The 26,951-nt window shown below is 65.4% G+C and carries 24 protein-coding genes; 18 read left to right on the top strand and 6 right to left on the bottom strand.

Going from position 1 to position 26,951, the window contains the following annotated elements:
- Positions 1-7: 7 nt before the first annotated feature.
- On the bottom strand, positions 8-397 hold the full coding sequence (locus tag AAHG09_RS29300) for a PilZ domain-containing protein (RefSeq protein ID WP_342111436.1): 390 nt from the start codon (positions 395-397) through the stop codon (positions 8-10).
- A 674-nt stretch (positions 398-1,071) separates the two neighbouring features.
- Between AAHG09_RS29300 and AAHG09_RS29295 the strand changes: the two genes are divergently transcribed.
- The 7 genes from AAHG09_RS29295 (at position 1,072) to AAHG09_RS29265 (ending at position 9,235) form a co-directional block, all read left to right on the top strand.
- Complete coding sequence (locus AAHG09_RS29295) at positions 1,072-1,305, top strand: hypothetical protein (RefSeq protein WP_342111433.1); 234 nt, start codon at positions 1,072-1,074, stop codon at positions 1,303-1,305.
- A 191-nt stretch (positions 1,306-1,496) separates the two neighbouring features.
- On the top strand, positions 1,497-1,757 hold the full coding sequence (locus AAHG09_RS29290) for a hypothetical protein (RefSeq protein ID WP_342111431.1): 261 nt from the start codon (positions 1,497-1,499) through the stop codon (positions 1,755-1,757).
- Between the two features lie 221 nt (positions 1,758-1,978).
- Complete coding sequence (locus tag AAHG09_RS29285; protein WP_342111455.1) at positions 1,979-2,257, top strand: HU family DNA-binding protein; 279 nt, start codon at positions 1,979-1,981, stop codon at positions 2,255-2,257.
- Positions 2,258-2,390: 133 nt separating this feature from the next.
- Complete coding sequence (locus AAHG09_RS29280) at positions 2,391-3,119, top strand: Crp/Fnr family transcriptional regulator (protein WP_342111429.1); 729 nt, start codon at positions 2,391-2,393, stop codon at positions 3,117-3,119.
- Between the two features lie 124 nt (positions 3,120-3,243).
- On the top strand, positions 3,244-3,486 hold the full coding sequence (locus tag AAHG09_RS29275; protein ID WP_342111427.1) for a DUF6894 family protein: 243 nt from the start codon (positions 3,244-3,246) through the stop codon (positions 3,484-3,486).
- 1,562 nt (positions 3,487-5,048) lie between these two features.
- Positions 5,049-7,205 carry a putative bifunctional diguanylate cyclase/phosphodiesterase gene (locus AAHG09_RS29270; RefSeq protein ID WP_342111453.1) on the top strand — a complete coding sequence of 719 codons (2,157 nt, stop codon included), beginning with the start codon at positions 5,049-5,051 and terminating at the stop codon, positions 7,203-7,205.
- 344 nt (positions 7,206-7,549) lie between these two features.
- Entirely contained in the window at positions 7,550-9,235 is a 1,686-nt protein-coding gene (locus tag AAHG09_RS29265) for a methyl-accepting chemotaxis protein (protein WP_342111426.1), read from the top strand.
- A 263-nt stretch (positions 9,236-9,498) separates the two neighbouring features.
- Here the strand turns inward: AAHG09_RS29265 and hutC are convergent, their stop codons facing one another.
- Positions 9,499-10,239, bottom strand: a complete 741-nt coding sequence (gene hutC, locus AAHG09_RS29260; RefSeq protein ID WP_342111425.1) for a histidine utilization repressor — start codon at positions 10,237-10,239, stop codon at positions 9,499-9,501.
- Positions 10,236-11,591: a formimidoylglutamate deiminase gene (locus AAHG09_RS29255; protein ID WP_342111423.1), complete on the bottom strand. Its 1,356-nt coding sequence runs from the start codon at positions 11,589-11,591 to the stop codon at positions 10,236-10,238. The genes hutC and AAHG09_RS29255 overlap by 4 nt, the downstream gene beginning before the upstream one ends.
- 135 nt (positions 11,592-11,726) lie before the next feature.
- On the opposite strand from AAHG09_RS29255, the gene hutI reads away from it, so the two are divergent.
- From hutI to AAHG09_RS29235, 4 genes are read left to right on the top strand one after another with little or no spacing between them, the layout of a single operon-like run.
- Entirely contained in the window at positions 11,727-12,962 is a 1,236-nt protein-coding gene (gene hutI / locus AAHG09_RS29250; RefSeq protein WP_342111451.1) for an imidazolonepropionase, read from the top strand.
- On the top strand, positions 12,959-13,798 hold the full coding sequence (gene hutG / locus AAHG09_RS29245) for an N-formylglutamate deformylase (protein WP_342111420.1): 840 nt from the start codon (positions 12,959-12,961) through the stop codon (positions 13,796-13,798). The genes hutI and hutG overlap by 4 nt, the downstream gene beginning before the upstream one ends.
- Positions 13,795-15,459 carry a urocanate hydratase gene (gene hutU, locus AAHG09_RS29240; protein ID WP_342111418.1) on the top strand — a complete coding sequence of 555 codons (1,665 nt, stop codon included), beginning with the start codon at positions 13,795-13,797 and terminating at the stop codon, positions 15,457-15,459. Before hutG ends, hutU begins: the two co-directional genes overlap by 4 nt.
- The gene (locus AAHG09_RS29235; RefSeq protein ID WP_342111415.1) at positions 15,456-16,079 is read left to right on the top strand and encodes a HutD/Ves family protein; all 624 of its coding nucleotides are present in this window, start codon (positions 15,456-15,458) and stop codon (positions 16,077-16,079) included. Before hutU ends, AAHG09_RS29235 begins: the two co-directional genes overlap by 4 nt.
- Here the strand turns inward: AAHG09_RS29235 and AAHG09_RS29230 are convergent.
- A complete protein-coding gene (locus AAHG09_RS29230; RefSeq protein ID WP_342111413.1) occupies positions 16,061-16,873 on the bottom strand; it encodes a phosphate/phosphite/phosphonate ABC transporter substrate-binding protein in 813 nt (270 codons plus the stop codon). The genes AAHG09_RS29235 and AAHG09_RS29230 overlap by 19 nt on opposite strands.
- Before the next feature lie 21 nt (positions 16,874-16,894).
- Complete coding sequence (locus AAHG09_RS29225) at positions 16,895-17,896, bottom strand: ornithine cyclodeaminase family protein (RefSeq protein ID WP_342111411.1); 1,002 nt, start codon at positions 17,894-17,896, stop codon at positions 16,895-16,897.
- A gap of 244 nt (positions 17,897-18,140) precedes the next feature.
- Between AAHG09_RS29225 and AAHG09_RS29220 the strand changes: the two genes are divergently transcribed.
- The 4 genes from AAHG09_RS29220 (at position 18,141) to AAHG09_RS29205 (ending at position 21,588) form a co-directional block, all read left to right on the top strand.
- Complete coding sequence (locus AAHG09_RS29220; protein WP_342111410.1) at positions 18,141-18,935, top strand: ABC transporter ATP-binding protein; 795 nt, start codon at positions 18,141-18,143, stop codon at positions 18,933-18,935.
- 18 nt (positions 18,936-18,953) lie between these two features.
- The gene (locus AAHG09_RS29215) at positions 18,954-19,808 is read left to right on the top strand and encodes an ABC transporter permease (protein WP_342111409.1); all 855 of its coding nucleotides are present in this window, start codon (positions 18,954-18,956) and stop codon (positions 19,806-19,808) included.
- A gap of 36 nt (positions 19,809-19,844) precedes the next feature.
- The gene (locus AAHG09_RS29210; RefSeq protein WP_342111407.1) at positions 19,845-20,888 is read left to right on the top strand and encodes an ABC transporter substrate-binding protein; all 1,044 of its coding nucleotides are present in this window, start codon (positions 19,845-19,847) and stop codon (positions 20,886-20,888) included.
- Positions 20,889-21,342: 454 nt separating this feature from the next.
- A complete protein-coding gene (locus AAHG09_RS29205) occupies positions 21,343-21,588 on the top strand; it encodes a DUF333 domain-containing protein (protein ID WP_342111405.1) in 246 nt (81 codons plus the stop codon).
- A gap of 59 nt (positions 21,589-21,647) precedes the next feature.
- Here the strand turns inward: AAHG09_RS29205 and AAHG09_RS29200 are convergent, their stop codons facing one another.
- Positions 21,648-22,577, bottom strand: coding sequence for a Hint domain-containing protein (locus AAHG09_RS29200; RefSeq protein ID WP_342111403.1), 930 nt, complete (start codon positions 22,575-22,577; stop codon positions 21,648-21,650).
- A gap of 1,151 nt (positions 22,578-23,728) precedes the next feature.
- On the opposite strand from AAHG09_RS29200, the gene AAHG09_RS29195 reads away from it, so the two are divergent.
- The 3 genes from AAHG09_RS29195 to AAHG09_RS29185 all read left to right on the top strand — a co-directional run bounded on the left by AAHG09_RS29195 (position 23,729) and on the right by AAHG09_RS29185 (position 26,940).
- Entirely contained in the window at positions 23,729-24,811 is a 1,083-nt protein-coding gene (locus tag AAHG09_RS29195; RefSeq protein WP_342111401.1) for a molybdopterin-dependent oxidoreductase, read from the top strand.
- 237 nt (positions 24,812-25,048) lie between these two features.
- On the top strand, positions 25,049-26,035 hold the full coding sequence (locus AAHG09_RS29190; protein ID WP_342111399.1) for an SPFH domain-containing protein: 987 nt from the start codon (positions 25,049-25,051) through the stop codon (positions 26,033-26,035).
- Between the two features lie 11 nt (positions 26,036-26,046).
- Positions 26,047-26,940 (top strand): NAD(+)/NADH kinase, encoded by an 894-nt coding sequence (locus AAHG09_RS29185; protein ID WP_342111397.1) that lies wholly within the window; start codon positions 26,047-26,049, stop codon positions 26,938-26,940.
- Positions 26,941-26,951: the final 11 nt, after the last annotated feature.

Genomic DNA, 26,951 nt, shown 5'->3' with positions numbered 1-26,951 from the left:
GTCGCCGTCAGAGGATGACGCGCTCGTTGAAGGTCAGCGGGCCGAACGGCAGGCGGAACGCCACGCCGACACCTTCAGGAGTATGGCGCACCACGGTCGCGTAGCGCTTGCCCACCGTCACGGTCGCGCCGACCTGATGCCGCTTATCTATGATCAAGGCAGCCCCGGTCATGGACAGGTCGGCGACGAAGGCTTCGGCCGCACGAACCCCCTGAAGCTCGATCCTGACATCGCGGTGAACCGGCACGATCCGGGCGGCCTTGCGCTGATCCTCTCTGTCGCCGGCGCCGCGCAACCATTCCAGGCGTGCCTCGATCCGTGAGCGCCGCTCATGGCTGGCCACGACTTGAAAGACGAAACCGCCCGGCCGGCCGTGCAGAACGACGCCATCGAGCATCCCGAGATCGTCGAGATAGGAGCTTACGCGTGCCCCGCTTCCAGTGATGGGTCCCGCCGTGAGACGGCGCAGTTCGATGAAGTCGGTAGCGGATACGTCAGCAAGGCACTGAACGTCCTCCCCGCCAGACAGACAATATCTACCCTTGGTTGTAATTCCAAATCGATCCAGCACGGAAGTTGTCTCCGCTAGTTCGCATAACGGAGGGTAGCAATGATCTGGTTTACGGCCTGTCATAACCTCAGCGACACACGCATTGGTTGGTTTCACAGGCGTGTGATCGTAAGGGCCAGCTCAAACTGATCTTTAGGCGTCCGCTCTGCCGAACGCTCGCAGACCGTCACCGCATGGCCCGGCCCGTCCTACCGCCCGCGAGAATTCTCACAGGATCGCTTCGGTCAAAGTCGACCGCTGCCCCACGGCAGCCCGTCTTCGGTTCCGTGTCCACAACCTGCCTTTGTGGATTACCCTTATCCGTGGCCCGGCCCCGAACGGGTAGAGCGCGCTGGCCCCCAGGAGAAGATGTTCCGGAACGGACTGGCTGCCGCCATCATGGCGGCGCATCCGACCCCGCCGTGATCCTTGCCCGCCCGGCCCTGTCTCGATCTGCTCACGGGGCGGAGGAGCGTAGAACCTACTGGCGCTGCAACCAGTGGTCGGTGCATTTGTGAACGATGCACAAGCTCGCCCCCGGCAGCATCTCTCGCCTGCAAAACCTCTCAACGCTGGGGCCGCGCTTCTATCAGGTGTCTGTCTACATGCGACGGCTGGAGACCCTTGGGCTGGTCGCAGCCACTGGCCGATCGAATCCGGCGTCCGACAGCGTCGAGTATGAGATTACCGATGCGGGCCGTGTCGAACTCGAAGAGCGGTACGGATCATCCCCGCCAGCAATCAAAGACGATTGAGGCTCAACCTCGTCGCTGAGTGCTCAAGGGGTGGCGGAGCGTCTGCGGCAGAGCTGATACGCACCGCGGCTCAGGAACAGGATCCATGCAGTCGGTTATCGAGCGGTCGGCGAGCCGGCGTTGGAGACGTCCCGAACCGGGATCGTGTCTGATAAGCGCGGTCCAGAGGTGAGCATTAGGGAAGGCCGAGAATGAGCGAGGAGGACTGCGAGTTCGAACACTCCCCGCTATCCGGCCCTGTCACGCGGGATGGCGAGACGGTCGAGGTTGAGATTTATCGCGTTCCCGGTACGCCAGAATGCTGGCTCATGGAGGTGGTCCATCTCTCCGGCTGCACCCGATGGGACACCACCTTCGCTACCGATGCGGCTGCACGCGCCGCCTTTGACGCGATGGTCGACGCTGCTGGCATAGCAGCCTTCGTCGGCAATCGACCCAGGGCTTGGAACTGATCGCGAGATCGCGACACGAAAGAGCCCGCCGCGGCGAACCGGGCGGGCGAGGCAGGGAGGCGTCCCGAATGGCTTCCGGACGTCGGAGGCACTCTTCACGTCGGATGGTTAATGAAACGCTAGCGCGTCGCGATACGGTTGCAGTTCGATAAGCGTCGCGGCATCGGTGCGGCATGATCCGGTCCGAGCTCGTCACCCGCATCGCGGCGTAGAACCCGCACCTGTACGCGCGTGATGTCGAGCGGGTGGTGGATGCCATCCTCGACAGGATGACCGACGCCCTCGCGGATGGAGATCGGGTCGAACTGCGCGGGCTCGGCGCCTTCTCGTCGCGGGAGACGCGGGCACGGGTCAGCCGCAACCCGCGATCCGGCGTCGCCGTTCAAGTCCCCGAGAAGACGAACGTCCACTTCAAGCCGTCCAAGACGATGCACGCGCGACTCAACCGCGGAGGGATTGAGCTGGAGGATAAGGCGGATCGGCTGCTGAGCGTGTCTTAATTGCGAGTGCTGTTATGCCCAGGAATTGGGCATGCAACTGAATACAATATCTTAGGTTGGTTGCAGGAATGGGAGGATCGGCAGCTCGCGCCCGCGCCACGGGTACGTCGTCTGCTCGACGCAGCGTGATACGATGGCATCGTCCAAGTCCCCCTTTTGCCTGTTGGCCCGCAGGTTAGGAAGCGCCGCGCCCCTGCCAGTCGCGGCTGAACGCGCGATCCTCGGTTTACCGCTCATCATCCGGACGATCGAAGCCTCCCGGGATATCCTCTATGAAGGCGGTCCATCCGACCATTGCTGTGTGATCCTGGATGGCTGGACTTGCTGCTATCAGCTCCTGACGGACGGCCGGCGCCAGATCCTGTTGTTTCATGTGCCTGGCGATCTACCAGACCTGCAAGGCCTGCACCTGCCGTCGCCAGATTTTGGGATGGCTACGGTGACCCGCAGCATCGTCGCGTTCGTGCCGCACAGCGACCTGCGGACGTTGTCGGACCGATACCCTACCATCGCTCAGGCCTTCTGGCGGGAAGCCATCGTCACCGCGGCTACGCACCGGGCATGGATCGTCAGCCTTGGTCGGCGCGACGCGCGTCAGAAGCTCGCCCACCTCATCTGCGAGCTGTACCTGCGCCTCGAAGCTGTCGGTCTCACCGATGGCCGCAGCATGCCGATGCCGCTCCGGCAGACCGACTTCGCCGACGCGCTGGGTCTGACCTCAGTGCACGTAAACCGGACGCTGAGAAGCTTGCGCAGCCAGGGAATAGTCGACCTGTATGGCCGCCGATCGACAATCCTAGACTGGGAGGCCCTGCGTGCGGTTGCTGATTTCAACCCGAAGTATCTGCACCTCACTGACTAGGTCGTTCGCGTCCGCCTGATAGGCGCTCCGGTGGCCTTGAAGCGCCCGGATCGACTCGGGTGTCTCGTTCAGTGAACTCTTTTGCAGCGCCTGTGTTTAGCCCGGCATCGGCTTGGAGGTGCTGGTGGCCCGTTACTTCTTCGACGTAAGCAACGGCAGTGACGTCAGCGATGACGTAGGCCTCGATTTCGACGATGCGCATACCGCATCGCAGGAAGCGCTTCGGTCGCTCCCCGACATAGTGAAGGATCAGCCGCTCACGAAAATGGGCGAAAAGGTCAGCGTCACGATGCGGGACGACCACGGTGTCCCGGTCTATCGAGCCACCCTCACGATCGAAGGGGAGTGGCTGACAGGACAGCCGTAAGCCTTCATCTCTCGGGTAGCGTTCCCTGTGCCGGATGTCGGGGGGACGTTGAACCTTGCATGAGCGTTGCTACGACGACGAAGTCGTAGTCTCCTCCCCACTACCGCGATCGCCCTGCGATACCCCCCAAGGTCAATCAGGAGGGCGGGCGTGAATGCTCTTCGAGGTTCCTTGCAGGTCCTGGCAGGATCGCCCGCACCTCCCTGACGTGCTCGGGCTCGGGGATCCCTGGCAGCATGGCGGCTATCCGCTCGTACAGTGCTAGCCACCGCCGCATCAGGAACTTGAGCCCTGCCGGCAACTTTCGGCCCAAAGCCGCTAATCCGCACGGTTCGGTTTGGGTATGCCCATCTTTTCGAAGTGGACAAAAAACCTCCGCACCCGTTAGGGCCGGAGGCTGAGGACCAGTGTTTAGCACAACGCTCACCCGTCATCGGGCTCGCAGTGTCAAAATTGCATCAGAACCAACATTGATCAAGATCGGCGTGCCGATGCAGTCTGTGCCGCCGATGGCGCTCGCTTATGGGTATGCGGCCGAGAACCAGCGCTATCAGCCCGCTATGGATGGGCCCTTAGCGAACCGCCTTTTGCATCTGGTTTCGACCCAACCCGGTCGCCTAGACCGCCCACCGCGCTTCTCCAAAGCAGCCATCTCAGGCTTCGATTGTGGTCCCACAGCCACACAAGGCGCGTAACTTTTTCCAGGCGGAAACGATTGAGCCTAAGCGCAGTTTGCGTGCCCATGATTAAACCGCACAGCTTCGGGGACCGTTCGCCATTGACCGCCTCGGCGGTTTTGATGGCTCTCGGGATCGGCTACCTGAGTGCGGCGGTCGCGATGCTGCTGCTGTAGTCCTCGATGCGCTCGCCATGTCTTGAAGGTGGTCTGCATCGGACCTAGGACAGCGGCCGGACTACGACGATCGGCGCTTATACGAAGAGGCCGTCCGTCGACCAACTCAGCTTTAGCAGCAATAAGGCTAATAAGTCACCGCGCGAATGGAAACCTTCGGAACTGCGCAACGGATCAGTTCGATCATTACCTGTCGTTCGACTGATTGCGCGCAAGCATCAGTGCAAAGATCAAACCCGTGGAACGGCAGCGTTGCAAGGGCCTCGCTGCCTAACCCGTCTGAAACCAAGCGGCTAAACCGGTGCTTCCTAATCTGGCCACCCGGCCACTTTGAGTAACTGGACCTCTTTTGCGTGAGTATTTCGATCACAAAATTTTGAACCGAACGCAGCTCGATTGCCGTCGTCGATGCTCTACGCGTTTCCGTGAGGGCCATGTAGTTGCAATCTCAACGGTTTCTTCATTACCTCCGTTCATGCGGCATTGAGAGATCGCTTGTCATAGTCTTGCGATGATCTACGGTGCCTTTCAGTTGGCCGAGGACAATTCCCTCGGGTTCGTCCTTGCGGCCGTCGTCATCTGCCTCGTTGCTGGGTGGCTGATCGGCGCGTTGATGCGCCAGACCAGAGAGGCAAGTCCAGCTCACCGGTATCGTTGGTTGATGGGAACGGCGATTGTGGCCGGGCTCGGTGTCTAGACCACCCATTTCATCGCCATGCTGGGCTACCGCCCCGACATGATGTTGAGCTTTGCCGGTGGCACCACGGCATTCTCGGCGCTTGTCGCAATCCTGATCGTCGGCCTGCCGCTGGCGCTTGCTCCGCTGCTTCCGTCGTGGCGCGTTCGAGCTATAGCGGGAGCGGTCGCCGGTCTCGGTATCGCCGCCATGCACTACACTGGCATGGCGGCGATACAAGGATGCATGCAGAGCCACTCTATGCCCTTGAGCATCCTGGCTGTCTGCATCGGCGCCTGCGGCCTCGCGCTGGCCTGTGGTCTTCCGCCACGCTTGGCCAGCAATCGTATGATTTGCGCTCTCTTCACCTCAGCGGTTGGTGGAACCCATTTCGCCGGCATTGCTGGCATGACGCTGCAACACGTTGCTGGATACAATGGTCCTCCGCACGAGAATATCACGCTCAGCGTTTTCACGGCCATCGCCGCCGGCGTCCTGTTCCTTGGAGCTTTCCTGACAATTCTGACGGCACAACGCTTCGACGCGCAGGAGCTAGCCCATTCGACCGTGCTACGGACCGCTCTCGATAACATGTCGAACGGTCTGGTGTATCTCGATAACACCGACCGCGTTCGCCTGTACAATCGTTGCTATCTCGAGATCTATGGACTTCCACTCGACAGCAACTTGACTGGACTCAACTCGGACGAAATTATCGAAGTCGTCGGTGACCGCCATGGCTGGACTGCAACACGGCGTCAGCAGGCGCGCGTGCGTTTGAACGCGTGGCGCGACATCGAGAGGTTCACGCAGATCGACTACGTCCTCGATGACGGCCGCATCATGGAAGTCGAGATCCGCCCTACCATGGAAGGCGGAACGGTCATCACGTTCGATGACGTCACCGCGGACCGCGAAGCGCAGCGGCGGATCACGGAGCTCGCCTTCTGCGACCCTCTGACCAAGCTCCCTAATCGGCGTGCCCTGACCTCGCGGATGGAACACGACTTCTCCAGCCGGCGCTTCAAGCTGCTGTTGATCGACCTCGACCGGTTCAAGCAGGTGAACGACAGCTATGGCCACGCGACTGGCGACCAACTTCTGATCCAGGTCGCCGATCGGCTGAACGAGGTTGCCGGACCGGAGGGCTTCGTGGCGCGGCTCGGCGGCGACGAGATGGCCATCCTTGTCTACGGCGATCAGGAACAGGCCATTGCGGCCGCCAACCGGGTGATCGAAGCGCTCGCAACCCCGTTCCAGATCGATCAGGTCAGAATAACAATCGGTTGTAGCGTTGGGCTGTGCTGCACGGACGATGCGTGCGATGCGGGCGAGCTGATGCAGTTCTCCGATATCGCGCTCTACGAGTCGAAGCGTAAGGGGCGCGGCCGGATCAGTTGCTATACCCCTGGCATGCTGGAAACGGTCGCGGAACGGATCCAGCTCGAGACCGACATGCGCACCGCGATCGAGCGCGGCGAGATGCATCTGGCCTACCAACCGGTGATAGAGCTCACTGACGATCGGGTGATCGGCTACGAGGCGTTGATCCGCTGGACCCACCCGACGCTTGGAATGATCTCTCCGGCCAAGTTCATTCCGCTCGCGGAAGAGACTGGGCAGATCGTGGCGATCGGCGCTTGGGTCCTGCAGGAAGCCTGCCGGCAGGCAACACAGTTGCCGGGCAACCTCTACGTCGCGGTCAACGTCTCTCCCGTGCAGTTCCGCTCCCCTCTCTTGCTGTCTGACGTGACGCAGGCGCTAGCTCAAAGTGGGTTGTCCGCTCGACGCTTGGAAATCGAGTTGACTGAGACGGCGATCGTCGAGGACGGGCGGCAGATCGCCGACATGTTGACCGCGATCCGTCGCCTCGGCGTGACGGTAGCAATGGACGACTTCGGCACAGGTTATTCGTCGCTGGCGCATCTGCGCGATCTACCGCTCGACCGGATCAAGGTAGACCGCTCCTTTGTGGCGACCGCCGAGACGGACCGGCACTCGATGGCGGTGCTGGAGGGCATCACGCATATCGCCCGCACGATGAACGTCGCGATCCTGGCCGAGGGCGTGGAAACGGCATCGCAGCTACAACTCATGCGTCAGATCGGTTGCGACGCCGTCCAGGGTTATCTGGTCGGGCGCCCCGAGCGCCTGAAACAGATCGAAGCCCCGATGGCACTCTCAGCATAGCGCCAAAGTCGTCCGTATCCTTCTGAGAGCGCTGATCGCTGCCGGTCTGCGGATCAGCCGGCGAAAGCCGAATTTTGCAACCGCAAGTAGACGCTATGATCAGATCGAGTGAATGACGATAATCACAGATCACCCTAAGTTGATCCTAAATCTCTACCTAGCAAGCCAAGTCAGGCACGAATTTTAACGACTAAGCTTAGATAAACGTCATGCTTGGATAGGTGGCTTCGATCGCTGAGGCACAGGGTTCAGGCTTTCTCAATCTTCCCGTGCGGCCGCGTTACCGCCTGCTCAGGGCAGGCATTTTCGCGTTCGTCCGGGACGCCCCGCGTTCGGATCCGTTCATGCGCCTGACCCTCAAAGCATCACTCCTCGCCGCCTTCGGGCTTCTCACCCTCCTATCTGTCGGCCAAGGCATCCTCTCGATCACGACGCTGGCCGGCATCCGCGCCGATGTCACCGGTGTCGCTGAGAGCCGGCTGCCCTCCGTCGTGGCAATCACCAGCATCCGCGGTGCAGCCTCCGAAGTGCGGATCAAGCAGCTACGTGCCCTCGCCATGTCCGGCAGCTCCGAGCTGCGTGCCGAGAATATGGAACAGATCGACAAGGCGATCGACGCACTCTCCGTCGCGCGCAAGGCATACGAGCAGAGGATTGCTTCCACCGAAGAACGCGCCCTCTACGATACGTTCGGTGCCGCCTGGAACCGCTACGAGTCCATGGGTCGCGAGGCTATGCGCCTTGCGGAGACTGGCCAAGCCGCGGATGGTGCCCGGCTCATGAGCGCACCAGCCAACATCAACCTCTACAACGACGTGCGGGCCGTGCTGGCCAAGGATGTGGCCCTGATCGAACGCAGTGCCCACGCCGATGCCGACAGCGCCATGGCCGCCACGGCGTCCGCGACGATGATGGCCTATATCGCGATTGGGTTGAGCATGACAGCCGCAGTAGCAGCGGCCCTGTTCGTGCTGCTGCGCGTGTCCCGGCCGATCCAGGCCATGACAGGCACGATGACCGTTCTGGCCGCCGGCGATAGGGCCGCCGCGGTGCCTTATCGCGCCCGCCGGGACGAGGTCGGTGCCATGGCGGCGGCCGTGCAGGTGTTCAAGGACAACCTGATCCGCACGCAAGTGCTGGAAGCCGAGACGGCGCAGGCGCGCTTGGCCGCGGAGGAGCAGCGCAAGGCCGGGATGCGCCAGATGGCCGACAGCTTCGAGGCCACGGTCGGCGGCATCATCGGTGCCGTGTCGTCTTCGGCAACCGAGCTGCAGGCCACTGCCGGTGTGATGAGCGGCACAGCAGCCGAGACGGCCGCGCAGTCGACGGCCGTGGCCGCCGCCGCAGAGGAAGCCGCCAGCAACGTCAACACCGTCGCGGCGGCGGCCGAGGAGTTGGGCTCCTCGGTGCAGGAGATCGGTCGGCAGGTGGATGGCTCCGCGGCCATCGCGCAGCAAGCTGTGGCCGAGGCCGACCAAGCTGGCGCGCTGGTGCTTGAACTGAGCAGCACCGTCGAGCGGATTGGAGACGTGGTCGGGCTCATCTCGTCGATCGCCGGCCAGACCAATCTGCTGGCGCTCAATGCCACCATCGAGGCGGCGCGTGCCGGTGAGGCCGGCAAGGGCTTCGCCGTCGTGGCATCCGAGGTGAAGGAGCTGGCCGGCCAAACCGCCCGGGCGACCCGGGAGATCTCCGGGCAGATCGGGCGGATCCAGGCCTCGACCGGTCAGGCCGTAGCGGCGATTGGCGGCATCACGCAGCGGATCCGTGACATCAGCGCCACCGCCACTTCGATCGCTGCGGCCGTGGAGCAGCAGGGCGCGGCGACGCAGGAGATCGTGCGCAACGTCGCCCAGGCGGCGGCGGGCACCGGCGAGGTGACCGGCAACATCGCCGGCGTGGCGAGCGCTGCGGAGGACACCGGCGCGGCAGCGAGCCAAGTGCTCGGTGCGGCGTCCGAGCTGTCGCGCCAGTCCGAGCACCTGACGGCCGAGGTCGGGCGCTTCCTCGCCACCGTTCGCGCGGCCTGACACGAAGGCTCGACGGTCCGCTTCCGCCTTATCTTCGAACGGAAGCGGACAGGCAGGAAACCACCCAACCCAGCCGTTTTAGAGGCGTTCGCTGAGAAGCCTGGAACCGGCCGTAAGCGGAAGGGCTGCTTTGGAGGAGGTCCGCGGGAAAAGCGGACGGCCTCCTGCAGGCCCGAATTCGCCGGAGAGGCGGACGGCCGCCCGCCGACCCATGCGTGGCGCCCGGCTTACTCTCGGCGCTCCCTTGATGAAAAGTCGTTCCCTCAGCCGGTAGGAGTAAAGCGAGCGATGACATCGTAGAGCGAGCCGGGATGGATCATCCGCACCGAGGTGATCGGCTCCCCGTTACGCCACGTTCTCCGATCGAGGATCAAGCACGCCTCGTCGGCACGGATCTGAAGATCGGCCAGCGTTCGCTCATCCGCCTTGCTCGCGCCGATACGGTGCTCCGCCTCGGTCCAGGGGACATGGCTCACCAGCCAGACGTTGGGCGGCGTGACCGTGAAGTCCTGATGCTGTGCCTGGGGAACGGCGCGCAGGCTGATCAGGCGATCCTCGACGGCGAAGGGCCGTTCCTGGGAGAGGTGCAGGCATCGCAGGGCGAGGACAGGGGATCGTGCGGGAACGCCGAAACGCCTTAAATCGGCGCGGGTGGCGGTGCGCTGCTGCCGCTCCAGGAGCTGGTAGCCGTAGCGTTCGCCGCGACCCTCGACCTCGGCTTTCAGGTCGGGGATCTGCAGGACTGCGGATTGGATGGGTGGGCGCGACACGAATGTCCCGGCCCTCCTGCGCCGCTCGACCAAACCGGCGCTCGCGAGGCCGGAAATGACCTTGTTTACGGTCATGCGCGAGCAGCCATACAGGTCCATGAGTTCGTGCTCGAACGGCACCCGGTGACCCGGGGGCCATTCGCCCGACAGGATCCGGCTCTCGATATCGTTGCGGATGCGCTGGTACAGCGCGACCGGGGCTCCATCCGTACCCGGCTTGAGCGGCACGGTCATAGGGCGAGCAATCCTTCGAGGGTGCGGCGGAAGCGTGCGGCGATCACGGTGGCTCCGAGGTGAGAGCCGCCCTCGACGCGTTTCTTCCCTCGCACCCATACGCAGTCGATCACGCTCTGTCTCGCGCCGAAGATCCAGCTGTCGAGGATTGCGTCCTCGCGGCGGCCGATCAGAGCCGGATGATCCATATCGAGGCTCACGAGGTCGGCGGACGCGCCCAGCCGCATGCCGTCCATCCCTGCGCCGAGCGCTTGCCCTCCGCCGCACAGGGCCGCGTCGAAGAGCGCGCGCCCGGTCGAACCGTTCGTTGCCATGACATTGCGTCCGCGTCCGGCAAGGCGCTGCGTATATTCGAACTGCCGCAACTCACCGGCGGCGTCGATGAGGACGTTCGAATCGGAACCGATTCCGTAGTGTCCACCGGCGGACGCGAAGCTGGAGCCAGGGAAAATCCCATCGCCGAGGTTGGCTTCGGTGACGGGACAGAGTCCGACGACGGCTCCCCTCCGTGCGATGCCGGCGAGTTCTTCCGGGCTCGTGTGCGTCGCATGGATCAGGCACCACGCCGGATCGACCGGCGCATTGTCCAAGAGCCACTCCACGGGACGGCATCCACTCCAGGTGAGACACGCCTCGACTTCCGCGAGTTGCTCCGCGACGTGGATATGCACAGGCCCCCCCTGCGCCAGCGGTAGAATGTCCTGGAGCTCCCCGGGCGTCACCGCCCGAAGGGAGTGGGGCGCGATGCCGACGACCGCGCCCGCCCGATCGGCCAGGATCCGGCGGGAGGCGTCCACGAGACGGGCGAAGCTGTCGGGGTCGTTCGCAAACCTCCGCTGCCCGGCCGTCGGTGCATCCCCTCCGAATCCGGAATGGGCATAGAAGACTGGCAGAAGGGTCAGGCCGATTCCCGTTATCTCCGCCGCGGCGGCGATCCGCCCGGCAAGCTCGGCGATGTCGGAATACTCCATCCCTGCCGCGTCGTGGTGCAGGTAGTGGAACTCGCCCACGCGCGTGAAGCCCGCCTCCAGCATCTCGGCATAGGCCTGCGCGGCCACCGCCTCGACATCGTCGGCATCCATACGCCCGACGAACCGGTACATGACCTCGCGCCACGTCCAGAAACTGTCGCTGCCGGGCCCCCGGACCTCCGCCAGCCCGGACATGCCGCGCTGGAAGGCGTGGCTGTGCAGGTTGCTCATCCCCGGCAACCCAAGGCGGTGATGCTCGTCGCGGGTCTCCCGGACGGCTCCGGTGGCAAGCTCGGCGATGACGCCGTCGCGGACGGTGATCCTCACACCTGGAGCCCAGCCTTCCGGCAGGAGCGCCGCATCGAAGTACAGGGTCGTCATCGCAAGCATCCCGAGGGCTCGGCGAGAGCCCCTTTACAGCACCAGATCCGGCTAATATGTATAGACAAATGGAGTGGGCGCCAAGCGGTCGCGCCCGTCCAAATCACGATGTTCGACGGGGTAGTCCGACCCATGATGAAGGTCGATCGCGTCTGGCACGGGTGCCGCCTCGCCACACTGGCACCGATGCGCGAAGGCATCGGAACCGTGACGGATGGGCTCGTCGCCGAGGTGGGAGGGCGTATCGTTTATGCGGGGTCCGCCGCTGAGGTGCCGGCGCTCGAGCCCGCCGAGCGCATCGACTGCGAGGGACGATGGATCACGCCCGGCCTGATCGATTGCCACACTCATCTCGTCTACGGTGGAGACCGGGCTCGGGAGTTCGAGCAGCGTCTGGCGGGGGCGACCTATGAAGAGATCGCCTGGGGCGGCGGAGGCATCGTCTCCACCGTCGCGGCCACGCGGGCCGCGAGCGAGGACGATCTCGTGGCCGCCGCGCTGCCCCGGCTCGGGGCCCTGTTGGCCGAGGGCGTGACGACGGTCGAGGTGAAGTCCGGCTACGGTCTCGAACTCGAAGCCGAACGGCGCCAGCTCCGGGCCGCCCGTCGGCTCGGCACGCAGCGCCCTGTCGCGATCCGCACCACCTTCCTCGGCGCTCACGCAATCCCGCCGGAATGGCGCGGGGACGCCGATGGCTACATCGAGGCCGTCTGCCAAACCATGCTCCCCGCCCTCGCCGCGGAGGGACTGGCCGATGCGGTCGATGCGTTCTGCGAGGGGATCGCCTTCTCACCCGAGCAGACGGCGCGGGTCTTCGAGGCCGCGGCCGGTCTCGGCCTCCCGCTGAGGCTCCACGCTGATCAGCTCTCGAACCTCCACGGAGCGGCCCTCGCGGCGCGGTTCCGGGCGCTCACCGCCGATCACATCGAGTATGCCGACGAGGCAGGCGTCGCCGCCATGGCCGCAGCCGGCACCGTCGCGGTGCTCCTGCCGGGCGCCTTCTACTTCATCCGGGAGACGCAGGCTCCGCCGGTCGCGGCCTTGCGTGCGCACGGCGTGCCGATCGCGCTCGCGACCGACAGCAATCCCGGCACGTCGCCGCTGACCTCGCTGCTCCTGACGCTGAACATGGGCGCGACGCTGTTCCGGCTCACGGTCGACGAGTGCATCGCCGCCGTGAGCCGGGAGGCCGCGCGCGCGCTCGGGCAATTCCATGAGATCGGCAGCCTCGAGGCCGGGAAGCGCTGCGACCTCGCGATCTGGGACATCGAGCGGCCCGCCGAACTCGTCTACCGGATGGGTTTCAATCCGCTTCACGCCCGGGTCCATGCCGGTGTCCCGACGCCCGGAATTGGCAGGGGGTGGGCATGAGCGTGCGCGATCCGGCTTGGCTGACGGTCGTCGCTGGACAGGCTCCGTTGATCGTGAGCCTCCCGCATACCGGGACCGAGATCCCGGAGACCTTTCTCGACGGCCTCGTGTCGCCGTGGCTCGCCCGCAAGGACGCGGATTGGTGGATCGACCGCCTCTACGACTTCGCGGCCGGGCTGGGCGCCACCGTCGTCCGCACGGCGATCTCGCGGACGGTCATCGACGTGAACCGCGACCCTTCCGGGCAGTCGCTCTATCCAGGCCAGGCCACGACGGGCCTTTGCCCGACCGAGACCTTCGATGGCGAGCCCCTCTACCGCCCCGGCGCTGAGCCTGCGGCGGCGGACATCGCCGAGCGCCGCCGGATCTATTTCGATCCCTATCACGCTACCCTCGCGCCCGAGATCGCACGCCTGCGCCGGTATCATCCGGCGCTGGTGCTCTACGATTGCCACTCGATCCGCTCGGTCATCCCCCGCCTGTTCCCCGGTACGCTGCCGGTGTTCAACATCGGGACCGACGACGGCCGGAGTTGTGATCCCGGCCTCGCCGCACAGGTCGAGGCCCTGTGCGATGCCAGCGGGTCGAGCCGGGTCACCAACGGCCGGTTCAAGGGCGGCTACATCACGCGCGCCTACGGCCGCCCCGCCGAAGGCGTACACGCCGTCCAGATGGAACTGGCCTGCCGCGGCTACATGCATGAGCCTCCCGGGCCGGTCGATCCGGCCGAGTGGCCCGGCGCCTACGATTCCGCCCACACGTCCGGGACCCGCGCGACCCTGGTCCGGGTGCTGGAGGCGTGCCTTGCCTTTGCTCGCGACCGGACTTCCCGATGACCCGCATCGACAATGCCCGCGTGATCCGCAGCCCGCACGGGCGCGACCTGTCCGCCAAGTCCTGGCAGACGGAGGCGCCCCTGCGGATGCTGATGAACAACCTCGACCCGAACGTCGCCGAGCGACCGGGCGAACTGGTGGTCTACGGCGGCATCGGTCGCGCCGCGCGCGACTGGGAGAGCTTCGACCGCATCGTCGCCTCACTGCGGCGGCTGGAAGGCGACGAGACGTTGCTGGTCCAGTCGGGCAAGCCGGTAGGCGTCTTCCGCACCCATGCGGACGCGCCGCGGGTGCTGATCGCCAATTCCAACCTCGTGCCGCACTGGGCGACCTGGGAGCATTTCAACGCCCTCGATCGCAAGGGGCTGGCGATGTACGGGCAGATGACGGCCGGCTCCTGGATCTATATTGGCAGCCAGGGCATCGTTCAGGGCACCTACGAGACCTTCGCGGAGCTGAGGCGTCAGCACTACGGCGGCAGTCTCAAGGGCCGCTGGATCCTGACGGCGGGCCTCGGCGGCATGGGCGGGGCACAGCCGCTCGCCGCGACCATGGCCGGCGCCTCCTGCCTCGCTGTCGAGTGCCGCCCGTCGAGCATCGAGATGCGGTTGCGCACGCGTTACCTCGACCGGCAGGCCGCTGACCTCGACGAGGCGCTGGCGATGATCGACCGGGCGGGACGCGAGGGCAAACCCGTCTCGGTCGGCCTCCTCGGGAACGCCGCCGACATCTTCCCCGAACTCGTCCGGCGGGGCGTCCGTCCCGACGCCGTGACCGACCAGACCTCCGCGCACGATCCCGTCAACGGCTACCTGCCGCAAGGCTGGACCAACGACGAGTGGGAGAGCCGCCGGGAAACCGACCCCCGCGCCGTGGAGCGGGCCGCCCGCGCCTCGATGGCGACCCATGTGCGCGCCATGCTGGATTTCCACCGCATGGGCATCCCCGTGGTCGATTACGGCAACAACATCCGGCAGGTCGCCCTCGAGGAAGGCGTCGCGGACGCCTTCGATTTTCCGGGCTTCGTGCCGGCCTACATCCGGCCGCTGTTCTGCCGGGGGATCGGGCCGTTCCGCTGGGCGGCCCTGTCCGGCGATCCCGAGGACATCTACCGCACCGATGCCAAGGTGAAGGAGCTCCTGCCCGACGATGCCAACCTCCACCACTGGCTGGACATGGCCCGCGAGCGGATCAGCTTCCAGGGCCTTCCGGCTCGGATCTGCTGGGTCGGGCTCGGCGACCGCCATCGCCTTGGCCTCGCCTTCAACGCGATGGTGGCGAGCGGCGAGCTGAAGGCGCCGGTGGTGATCGGCCGCGACCACCTCGATTCCGGTTCGGTCGCCTCACCCAATCGCGAGACCGAGGCGATGCGCGACGGGTCCGATGCCGTCTCGGACTGGCCCCTGCTCAACGCGTTGCTCAACTGCGCGAGCGGCGCGACCTGGGTCTCCCTCCATCACGGCGGAGGCGTCGGAATGGGCTTCTCGCAGCATTCCGGCATGGTCGTCGTCTGCGATGGAACTCCCGAGGCCGCCGCCCGGGTCGGCCGGGTTTTGTGGAACGATCCGGCCACCGGAGTGATGCGCCACGCCGATGCCGGCTACGACGATGCCATCGCCTGCGCGCGCCGGCACGGGCTCGATCTTCCGAGCCTCGCATGAGCGGTCGCGGCCCGGACATCCTCCGCGCCGCGTCCCTTCCGGCGGTGCCGTGGAAGAACGGCGGCGGCGTCACGACCGAGATCGCCCGCCATCCCCGCGGCGATGCCTCACTGGATTTCGCGTGGCGCATCAGCGTGGCGCGCATCGCGTGCGATGGGCCCTTCTCGGCCTACCCGGACATCGACCGGACGCTCGCCGTCGTCTCCGGGCAAGGATTGTCGCTCGAGATCGAGGGCGCCCAACCGGTAATCCTGTCGGCTGCCTCGGCGCCTCTCGCCTTCCCCGGGGAGCGTCCGGTCCATGCCCGCCTGAGCGCCGGACCCGTCGATGCCCTCAACGTGATGACGCGGCGCGACTTGATCCGGCACGCCGTTCTGCCGGTGACGCAGCCGATCGCGCATCCGTTGCCCACCAATGTCGTCGCGGCGGTTCTGGTCGCGCCGGTCGGCTTCGTGGCTGTCGACGGACCGGATGGCGGGACGGGCATCGGGCTCGGGCCCGGCGATGCCGCCGTCTTCGACCCGGCCGCGGACCGCTTACTCGGGATCCGGCCACTCGGAGGGTCGCATGCGTGGCTTGTCTCCATGCACCGACCGACCGGTCAGCCTGGCGCCGGGTAGCCCGCCGCGCACGCCTCGTCGTCCCAGCGGCTCAGCATGTCGTAGGCGCTGGCATCGACCGGCGCGAAGCCGAGGAGGCAGAGCCGGTCACGCAGGTCGACGGAGTCCGGGGCCTCGCCGAAGGCGAGGAGCGAAGCCCGCAAGGCCGCAACGACCGCCGGGGGCGTGGCAGGGCTCGCCACGAGGAACGGGATCGGCGCGGGCTGTGTGCTCGCCACGACGCGAAGCAGTCTGGCGAGCTCAGGCTCGTGTCGCAGCATAAGGTCGAACGCATAGCTGTCGAGGGGGCCGACATCGATGGTGCCGGACAGGAGCGCCTCGATCACCCGGCGCGGCGTCACGAGCGGCCCGATGCTCGCGCCATACAGGGCCGGTCGCTCCGGCGTGCGGTACGCCAGGAGGTGATAGCGCGTGGCGTTTAAGCCGGAATGCGAATCCTCGACGGTGTAGCCGAGCCGCCGGCCGAACGTGTCTTCCAGGGTGTGGAACGCGGAGTTGCTCGCCACGACGAAGCGAGTGGCATAGCGCGGCTCGCCCGGGGCCGGGCCGGCGGTCGGGACGGGGGCCGCGACCGGGATGGGGCGGCGATGCGCCCGAGCGAATGGAAACCCGCACATGAAGGCACAGGCAAGATCCGCCCGGGTCCACAAATCCCGCAGCGGCGCCGGATAGGCATGCGCAATGACGGAGAGGCTGACGCCGCTCCTCCGTGACAGCCACGCGAACAGGTCGGCCCAGGCCGCCCGTGCCTCAGTGTTGACGCCATACATCCGGGCATTGGCGACGAGGGCCATCGGCGGCCTCACCGAGGCCCGTCAGGCGAAGCGAAGGCGCTGGCCAATTCCCAGGCGCTCCGCCTTCTCCAGCATGGCGTGGCCCAGGGCGATGTCGGAGAGCGACAGCCCACGATGCCAGAACAGGTTGGTCTCGTCCTCGCTCTCGCGTCCGGGCTTGAGCCCGGCTACGATCTGACCGAGTTCGGCATGGAGCGTCGTCTCCGAAAGCCGGCCGGTCTCGACATGGGCGCGCAGGCTTCCGAACTTGCCTCCTTTGCACTGCCCCCAATCGTCCACGACCAGCTTGGTCATGATGTCCGTGAGCGACAGCTCGACCGCGCTCATCGTGCCGTAGGGGACGACCAAGGCACCAGGCTTGATCCAGGAGGTCTTCAGCATGGGCTCCGGCGCATTGAGCCGCGACGCCTCGACGACGATGTCGGCACCCTCGACGCAGGATTGCCAATCCTCCGTCGCCCGTACCGGCTTGCCGAGGTCCCTGGAGAGGCGCTCGGCGAAGGCGTTCCGGCTCTCGGGACGGCGGGAATGGACGCGGATCTCATCGAAGCCGAATAGCCGATCGAGCAGGCGCACGTTCCAGTAGGCCGTCCCCCGCGCGCCGACATGCCCGAGGATCTTCGAGCCCTTCCGGGCGAGGTGCTTGGCGCCGATCGCGGTGACGGCGCCGGTGCGCATGTCGGTGATGCCGCTGGCGTCGAGGATCGCCTTGGGCACTCCGGTGCGCGGATCGAACAGCGCCAGGATGGCGAGTTCGGAGGGCAGGCCGCTCTTGTAATTGTCCACGAAGTCGCCGACGACCTTCACCCCGGCCGAGTCGATCGGCTCCCGGATCGCCCCCCGGAGCACGTTGAAGTGCCCATTGGCGACACCCGGTTCGAGATGCACACGCGGCTCGATGACCGTCTCCCCGCGGCCCTGGCTCGCCAGGGCGCCCTCGACCGCCCGCAGGATCTCGTCGTCGGTGATCGCCAGCGCCTCGATGTCCAGACGATTGAGGTAGGCGATGTAGATGGGTTGCACGGTGGGGCCTCCCGCTTCGACCTCGGCCTAAGGCCGGATGGCGCCTAGCCCGCACACAATATGTCTATACATTATTGTCGCGGTCGGGGCTGTCAACCGGCGGACGTCGTGCAAGCTGAGCTTTTCACGCCTTGCCCATGGGGTGGTCACGTCCTGCCTATGATCTCGGCTTGCTTGCATCGTCCGTTAATATGTATAGACATAGTCGCACTTTTCCCGAGGCTCGAGCCCGGAGTCCGCATTCTTGGACGACGCTGCCCTGACCTTCGCCGAGATCCGGCAGGAATTCCCCGGGCCGAATGCGGAGCCGCCGACCCGCGTCCTCGACGGGATCAGCTTCGATGTCGGTCGGGGAGAGTTCATTGCGGTGATCGGGCCGAGCGGCTGCGGCAAGAGCACGTTGCTCCAGATGGCGGCGGGCCTGCTCGCGCCGACCGGGGGGACGGTGCGGCATCGCGGGCGGCCCGTCGTCGGCGTGAACCGCGAAGTCGGCTTCGTGCCGCAGCAGGCACAGCTCTTCCCGTGGAAGACGCTGTCCGAGAACGTCGAGCTGCCTCTTCTCCTGCGGGGCGTGCCCGATGCCGAACGGCGGAGCCGCGTCGCCGATGCCCTCCGGGCCGTGGGTCTCGATGGATTTGAGAGACACTACCCCAACCAGCTTTCCGGCGGGATGCAGAAGCGCGGTTCGATCGCCCGGACTTTGATCTACAAGCCGGACGTCATCCTGATGGATGAGCCGTTCGGGGCCCTGGATGCCCAGACCCGGATGGTCATGCAATCCGACCTGCAGGCGCTGTCCCGCGAGGCGGCTGCCACGGTCGTCTTCATCACCCACGACATCACCGAGGCGGTCGTCCTCGCCGACAGAGTCGTCGTGCTGAGCCAGCGCCCCTCAAGGGTCCTCGCCGATATCGCGGTCACCCTCCCGCGCCCGCGCGACGTCTTCGAGCCGTTCCGCAATCCCGGCTTCGAGGCCGCGTACGAGGCGGTGTGGTCGCGCTTTCGCACTCAGATCGCCATCGGCCACCGGATGCATTGAGGCCGGGAGCCCGCCGCCATGACAGACGCCGCCTCTCCGACCCGGACAGCAATCACGCCGACCGCGGACGCGCCCTCACGCGCCACCCGCCGCACACACCGGGCATGGGCCGAGCGGCTGATCCCCCTGCTGCCGGACCTCGCGCTGCTGGCCTTCTGGCAATGGGCCTCGGGCCGCCTCGTGCGCGAGATCTACGTCAGCAAGCCGACGGCCGTGGTGGCCCGCCTGTACGAGTTGTTCGCCTCGGGCGAGATCTATTCGCATCTCTGGACGACCGCCCAGGAACTCGTCCTGGGCTACACGATCGGCGTCGCGGGTGGCGTCGTGGCCGGCTACGCCCTCGGGCGCTCGCCGCGGCTCGCCCGCGTGTTCGAACCCTACGTGATGGCGTTCTACGGCATTCCGAAGATCGCGCTGGCGCCGCTGTTCATCATCTGGTTCGGGATCGGCATGGGCTCGAAGATCGCGCTGGCGGCGATCATGGTGTTCTTCCTGGTCTTTTACAACGTCTACACGGGTGTGCGCGGCGTCGACCGGGAGCTCGTCAACTTGACCCTGGTCATGGGGGCGAACCAGCGTCAGCTCACACGCCACGTCTACCTGCCGGCGGCAGCGCCTTTCGTGATGCTGGGGATGCGGTTGGCGATCCCCTACAGCGTCATCGGGGTCATCGTCGGCGAGTTCACTTCGGCCACGCAGGGCCTCGGCCTCTTCATCCACGAAGCCTCCTCGACCTACGACCCGGCCGGAGTCTTCGCGGGGATCGCGATCCTGCTGGTGTTCGTCGTCGGGGCCGGGATCCTGGCCGGCCGGCTCGAACGCCGTCTCCTTCGCTGGCGCACGCTGTCCGGCGTGGGTCCGAGCGAGATCTGAGTCCATCCGCCAGCACACCTACACAGGGAGCATTCGATGCGCAGCCTCGGGGACGGAATGCGGGCTCTGATCGTGGGCGCGGTGCTCCTGCTGCCGCTGCCGCAAGCGGCCCACGCGGAGGAGACGGTGCGCATCGGCCTCGGCGCCCCGGTGCTGAGCTACCTGCCGATCTGGGCTGCGCGGGCCCTCGACAGCTTCAAGGCACAGGGGCTGACGGCCAGCGTCGCGTCCCTGCCCGGGGGCGACGCCTCGGCCCTGGCCGCCCTCGATGCCGGCGATATCGACCTCGCGGCGGTCGGCACCGATGCGGTCCTCCGCGCCGTGGCCAAGGGCCAGCCCTTCGAGATGGTCGACACGTTGATGTCGAAGGTCACGCTCCAGCTCGTGGCGTCTCCGGCCTTCCTGAAGCGGGCGGGCGTCACTGCCGGCGATCCCCTCCCGAAGAGGCTCGCGGCGCTGAAGGACGCGACGATCGGCGTGACGTCCCTCGCCGGCGTGCAGGAGAACGCCGCCCGCTGGCTGGCAGCTAAGGGCGGCCTCGATCCGAAGACGGGCATCAAGGTGGCTCAGGTCGGCAGCCCGACCGCGGTGCAGGCCGCCCTCGACGTCGGACGGATCGACGCCTTCGTCCTCTCGCCGCCGGAAGGATACAATGCCGAGAAGGCAGGAACGGGCGTGGTGCTCGTGTCGCTGGGCGACGAGTTTCCTCTCCTCGCCCAGCAACCGTACCTCGTCTTGGTGGCCAAGAAGCCGATCGAGGCCGGAAAGGCCGGACTGATCACGAAGACGGTGCGCGCCATGCAGGAGGCGAGCGCGGCCGTGACGGCGAAACCCGACGAGACCGCGGCCGAAATCCAGAGGCGCTTCTTCGCCAAGGCGAGCCCGGATGCCATCGCATCCGCGGTGAAGGTGATGGCAAGCGGTGTCGCTGAGAACGGCCGCTTGGATGCCAGCAGCGTCGGCAATGCATTGACTTTCGCTAAAGAGGTTGGTGCCCCCTATGGCAACGGTGTCGACGCGAAGGCGTCCGAAAACGACCTTTGGACGAACCAGTTCGTCGAAGAAGCCCAGGAACCATAGTCGGCCCCCACGAACGAGAGAGGTTCGTCGGCCCGAGCGCTCCCTTGAGACGTTTTTCCGGCCGACCGACCGAAGGCGAAAAGACGACACGACTTTGAGGGTGCAGCGGACTGTATTCGCTGCGCATGTGTCTGCTTACGGGACATCACGGTGGTTGTCCTAATGAGCGCGTCGGACGCCAAGCTGAACGGCCGGTTTTGTACACGCTGAACCTTCGGCATGATTCAGTCTGACGGAAAGCAGAATGACCGCTGCTTTGGATTAGACCGCTCAAAAGAGCGGACGGCCTTCTTTCGACCCGACTCGGTCGTTTCGGCCCCGAGGATCGATGCCTGAAAGCAGACACCTCAAGCTATCGCGTGAGGGCCATCCTATTTGATTTTTGAACGCTCTCGGTCGGTAGGGTTCAGGTGCTTTGTGTAGAAAGCTCCCAGCCTATGCGTGAGGTAACGCCGTGAAAGCTCTCACTCTGTTCGTGATCGGTGCCATCATGGCTCAGCCAATCACCGCACAGGCCATGGGCAATCCAGCATCCGTCTTCTGCGGGACCATGGATGGACAATTGGTGACCGCGAAGCTTCCCGATGGTGGTGAGATCGGCCTCTGCTACCTCCCCGGCAAGAAGATCGTGGAGGAGTGGACTTTGTATCGGATGCTCCAAGGGGTGAAGCCAGCGCCTGGCAACAACCCGTTCCGATAGAACATCTCTTTTCCGCCCATAGGCACCAGCTAGCATGGTTCGGTTCGGGTATACCTAGATCAGGCCGCCCATAGCGGCGTCCAGATACCCACCATGTCTGTCTCCATCGCGCAGACCCGAAGGCGGTCAGTCGAACGGCGAACCTCCACGATGTGCGGTGCACCCGTGACCCAGGGCACCGTCAGCCCGAGGTCGAAGCCGACCCGACCAAATCCTATGCCGGACTCGGCGAGGTCCGCGCGGTACTCGCTCGCTACGGTGAACGCGACTACAGTCCCGTCCACCAACACATCCAAGCAAACTGGAATATTGGGCTGTGCGGCGTCGTGCGCCCAGCCGGCCACGTACAACGTGCCATCCGTATCGACCACGCATCGATCCAGCCACGCCCGCACGGGTCCAAGGTTGGCGGCCCCGTTCAACGAGGCCGCGCGGAGGGCCAAGCGCCCACGGAGTGCAGCCAATTCAGAGCCAAGTTCGACGCGCGAAGCGTAGGGCTTTGGGGTCGTGCCCGCGTCGAGGGACTGCACCCCATCGAAGCCAGCCCGCACGCCCGGAGCAGCCAGGAAGCTCTCCGCCGGGGCGTTCTCGGCTAGCAGAAGATCATGGCTGTCTAGCTCGACGTGCCAATAGGTAAGGTCCGCTACTGCCTCGCCGCGGGTGATCGAGGTGCCGTTGACGAGGTGGCCGGCGGCGACGAGCAAGCCATCGATCCAGAGGCAATGATCAGGGGAGACGAGTAGGTCGCGGGCAGGCACACCGTCGGCCAGCGCGTCAGTCCTGATCCGCACCGGGCGGTCAGCCTGCGGGGCGGTGAGGCCAGGGTAGGACCGGGAGCCGATCCAGCGGATGGGGCGGGGCTTACCGGATGCAGTGAGTGCTAAGTCACCCACGGACAGGTGCTCCACCGGCACATCCTGGATCGTCAGCCCGCGCAGGACGCGGATGCATGTGCCAGCGGCGTAACAGGGAGGAGAGGCCGAGCCCATGGTGTAAGATGCAGACGTGATAGTGTAATTTTGGTTTGAGCTCGGCTGGCCGAGGAGTGAGTAGCCCCCACCATTAGCTCGAACAAGTGGATACTGCGTTCCATTGTTGTCATAATAACCTATGTATGTTGCGGCCTCGCTAACATTCGGCTGCCTTGCGCTGTCAAAATAGAATGCAACGCCATCGCCGACGTTTATATTACCGTTTGTACTACCATTAGCTAATATATAAGAGCGATCGGCAGCTTGCGAGCCGTAAGCTCCGCCATCTACACTTGTGTAGGTAGGTGCCGTATATGGGCCAGCGCTGTAGCCAGTGAAAGTTGCAGAGACTACAGCCATTACAAGCTCCCGGCTTATTCAAAAAAATGCCATATCAGTGAGACCGCATTAGGCGAAGCCTAACGGAGGATCGTATCCTCAGAGAGCGGACATTCTAATGCTTTGAAGTGATCGTCGCGCTTGGGGTGATATGAGTCGAGGGCTCAAACGACAGGGATCAATATGCCTGCAATGCCAAGTACGTGATAGTTACTGCTTCTTCGAGCGTGTTGTTTTTGAGAGACAAATGCCGGCTCGGCGAGCGTTAGCGCAAGTCCGGAATGGTGTGTTATGCTATCGCAGAAATTTGAAGATTATTTATCGGCCGTGATGATAAAAGCAGCATACTCTAAAACAAACCTATTGACCGGCCGGATTGTCACGAGCAGCGGGAGGCAAGGACGCGGGTTTCGGCTCCTCCATGTGGTTCGATTTATGTATATCGGAGCGAGTCATGGATATCGATCTGCTTTAGAATTTTACTGAGATCATCCAAAGCGAATTTTCTCAAGCGAGCCAAGCATAGCTAGTCGACAAGCCGGAATGTTCGTTGGCAGGCACTATGGTAGCCTGCTCTGGGTCATCAGCGGCACATGCGATGATGTCCGTTCCGATCTATACGCTGCCCAGAAGCGGGCCGGTAGAAATCCACCCTGAAGGGACATTCGGAGGCGCCTGCTCACGCGACTGGATCGAGCCAAAAGCGGCAGGTCCGCTTCAGAGGAGCGCTACCGGAACAGCAGACGGCCCCGACGGCTCCCGGATCGGTGATTGAGCCTTGCAGCTCGCGGCGCGTTCGCTCCCGTGTCCTCATCTGAACGAGAGCTGCTATGCCGAGCCGACCCGAGCGAAAGGCTAGCCTGATCGTCCATGACGATCGGCCCTACAACGCCGAACCGCCTTTGGGCCGTTTGCGTGCATCCTACCGGACTCCGGCGGAGGATTTCTATGTCCGTTCGCACGGCGATCTTCCGAACCTCGACTCGAAGACTTGGCGCCTGACAGTCGTTGGAAGAGCTGGTTTGACTCTGACGTTGTCGCTCGATGACCTGCGGACGGGCTTCCCGATGGCAGCTCTCACGGCCACGATGCAATGCGCCGGCAATCGTCGCGCTGACATGCGGGCGGTCGCCCCAGTCTCCGGCGATCCGTGGGAGGCCGGTGCCATCGGGACGGCCGAGTGGACCGGCATTCGCCTTGGCGACCTCCTGCGAGAGGCGGGGATCGCGGAAGGGGTGGATCGCCACGTCGCCTTCGAAAGCCATGACACGGTGGATGGCCGCCCATACGGAGTCTCGATCCCACTCGCCAAGGCGATGTCGCCCGAGACCCTGCTTGCGTACGCCATGAATGGTGAAGCCCTGCTGCCCGAGCACGGCTTCCCGGTTCGCGCAGTCGTGCTGGGATATGCCGGCGTGCGCAGCCCCAAATGGCTCCGGCACATCGCTGTGCAGGATCACCCGTCCGACAATCCGATCCAGGCCAACGATTACAAGCTATACCCAGCCGACGTGACCGCGGAGACGGCGGATCCGGCCAAGGGGTACACCATCGAAACGATGCCGGTGAATGCCGCGATTTGCGAACCTGAGCGCGGCGGCGTCCTCATAGCCGGGAGGAACCGGGTTCGCGGCTACGCGGTCTGCGGCGATAGGGCCATCGCCCGCGTTGACGTCTCCGGGAACGGCGGCCGATCCTGGAGGCAGGCCGATCTGGAGCACGAGGCCGGTGCTCCCTTCGCCTGGACGTTCTGGGCCGCCGATCTCGATCTGCCGCCCGGTGAGCATGAGCTCACCGTGCGCGCCTGGGATACGGCGGGCCAGACCCAGCCGGCACTGCCTGACGATACTTGGAACCACAAGGGTTACCTCTGCACCTGCTGGCATCGCGTGCGGGTGAGCGTAACCGACTAGGCGTTCCGTTGACCGGGTCGGCGGTGAGTCATGGCAGGCCCACAGGTCGCAATGACCAACTCGCCCCTTCCATTATACTCAATATGAGTATAAATTGGGGAATGACCGGATCGGGGTTCCGGCTGACGGGCGGCCAGCTCGTGCGCTGGGTCCCATCCTCCCGGCGATCCGTGCGGCTGCGCGGGCATCGCCGGGTTGTCGATGTCGACAAGTCGGGGCGGTTCTGAGGAGACCATCATGGCCACGGTTCGCAATGTCGGTGTGATCGCCCAGCTGCGAAGCGAGGCGAGCAGCCACATCATCCGCTTCCGCAATGGCCGTATCCGGCAGAGCGGCCGCGGGCTGGTGTTCTGGTTCCGGCCGGAGACCGCCAGCATCAGTGAGGTGCCGGTGGACGACCGCGAGATGACGCTGTTCGTTCGGGGCCGCAGTCGGGATTTCCAGGCCGTCGTCGTCCAGGGGACGATCGGCTGGCACGTCGTCGATCCGGAACTGCTGGCAAGCCGCGTCGATTTCTCCATCGACCTCCGCACCGGACGCCTGCAAGGCCAGCCGATCGAGCGGATCGAGGCGCGCCTCAGCGGCATCGCTAGTCAGGCCGCGCTGAACTATCTCGGGACAAGCCCGATCGGGGGCCTCCTCGATGCGGGGCTGGAGCCTCTGCGCGCCGTGCTGGAACGGGCCCTCGACACGGCCCCGGCGCTGGCCGAGATCGGCATCGCCGCCGTATCGGTCCGGCTCACCAACCTCGCGCCGATCAGCGAGCTGGAGCGCGCCTTGCAGACGCCGACCTTCGAGGCGCTGCAGCAGAAGGCCGACGAGGCGACCTTCGCGCGGCGTGCCCTTGCGGTGGAGAAGGAACGCGCCATCGCCGAGAACGAACTCGCGACGAAGACCGAGCTGGCCCGGCGCGAGACCGTGCTGATCACCCAGGAGGCCGAGAATGCCCGCGACCGGGCCGCCGGTGTTGCGGAGGCCCGGGGCCTGGAGGCGGCGGCGGAGGCCGAGCGTATCCGGCTCGTCGAGGGAGCCAGGGTCGAGGCGGAACAGCGCCGCGCCACGGTCTACCGGGATATGCCACCTGCGGTCCTGCTCGGCTTGGCCGCCCGGGAACTCGCCGGCAAGCTGGAGACGATCGAGCACGTCTCCATCACGCCCGACCTGCTGGCGGCACTCCTCGGCGAGGTCCGAGGCGCCCTCCCGGCCCGTATCGCACCCCGCTGAGGAGGCTTGCCATGCCGGTCATCACCCCCCGGGTAGTGTTCGTGATCCGCGACACGGACTACGAGTTGCTCGTTGCCCGGCATGCGACCCGCGGCCAGGTCCGGTTCTTCCTGAAGAGCCGAGGTCAGGCGCTTGCCGAGGTCGAAGCGCGCCACGCCCAGTTCCAGGCCGTCCTCGCCGAGGCCCGGGCCTGCGTGCCCCTGGACTGGCGGCAGGCCCTGGTGAGGCGCCCCGACCTCGACCGCTTCCTCTTCGCCCCGGAGGACATCATCGTCGCGGTCGGGCAGGACGGGCTCGTGGCCAACGTCGCCAAGTACCTCGACGGGCAGCCGGTGATTGGCGTCAACCCGGCGCCCAACCTCTACGATGGAGTGCTGGCCCGAGCCCGGGTGGAGGCCCTGCGCGCCCTCCTACCCGCCAGCGTGGCCGGCGCCGCGCCTCTGCAGCGGCGCACCATGGTACAGGCGATGTTCGACGGCGGCGAGCGCCTGCTCGCTCTGAACGAAATCTTCGTCGGCCACCGCAGCCACCAATCCGCGCGCTACCGGATCGACGACGGGGCGCAGGCGGAGGACCAGTCCTCGAGTGGGCTGATCGTAGCGTCTGGCACCGGCTTGACCGGTTGGGCGCGCTCGATCAGCGCGGCGACGCATCTCTCGGTGGAGGTCGGTATCGAGGAGGCGGCTTTCGGCTACTGGGTGCGCGAGCCATTCCCGAGCGTCGCCACCGGCACGGATCTGCGCGGCGGCAAGTTCGCCGGATCGCCCCTCACCGTGGTGTCGCGGATGAACGAAGGCGGCGTAGTCTTCTCTGACGGGATCGAGCAGGACTTCGTCGCCTTCGATTGGGGGCGGCGCGTCGTGATCACGCCAGCGTCCCAATCGCTCAATCTTCTGGTCCCATAACGAGGCTAGGC

Source organism: Methylobacterium guangdongense, assembly GCF_038442355.1.
GTDB classification, from domain to species: domain Bacteria; phylum Pseudomonadota; class Alphaproteobacteria; order Rhizobiales; family Beijerinckiaceae; genus Methylobacterium; species Methylobacterium guangdongense.
The sequence above is the reverse complement of the archived record's forward strand: the minus strand, read 5'-3'. Positions and strand labels throughout refer to the sequence as shown.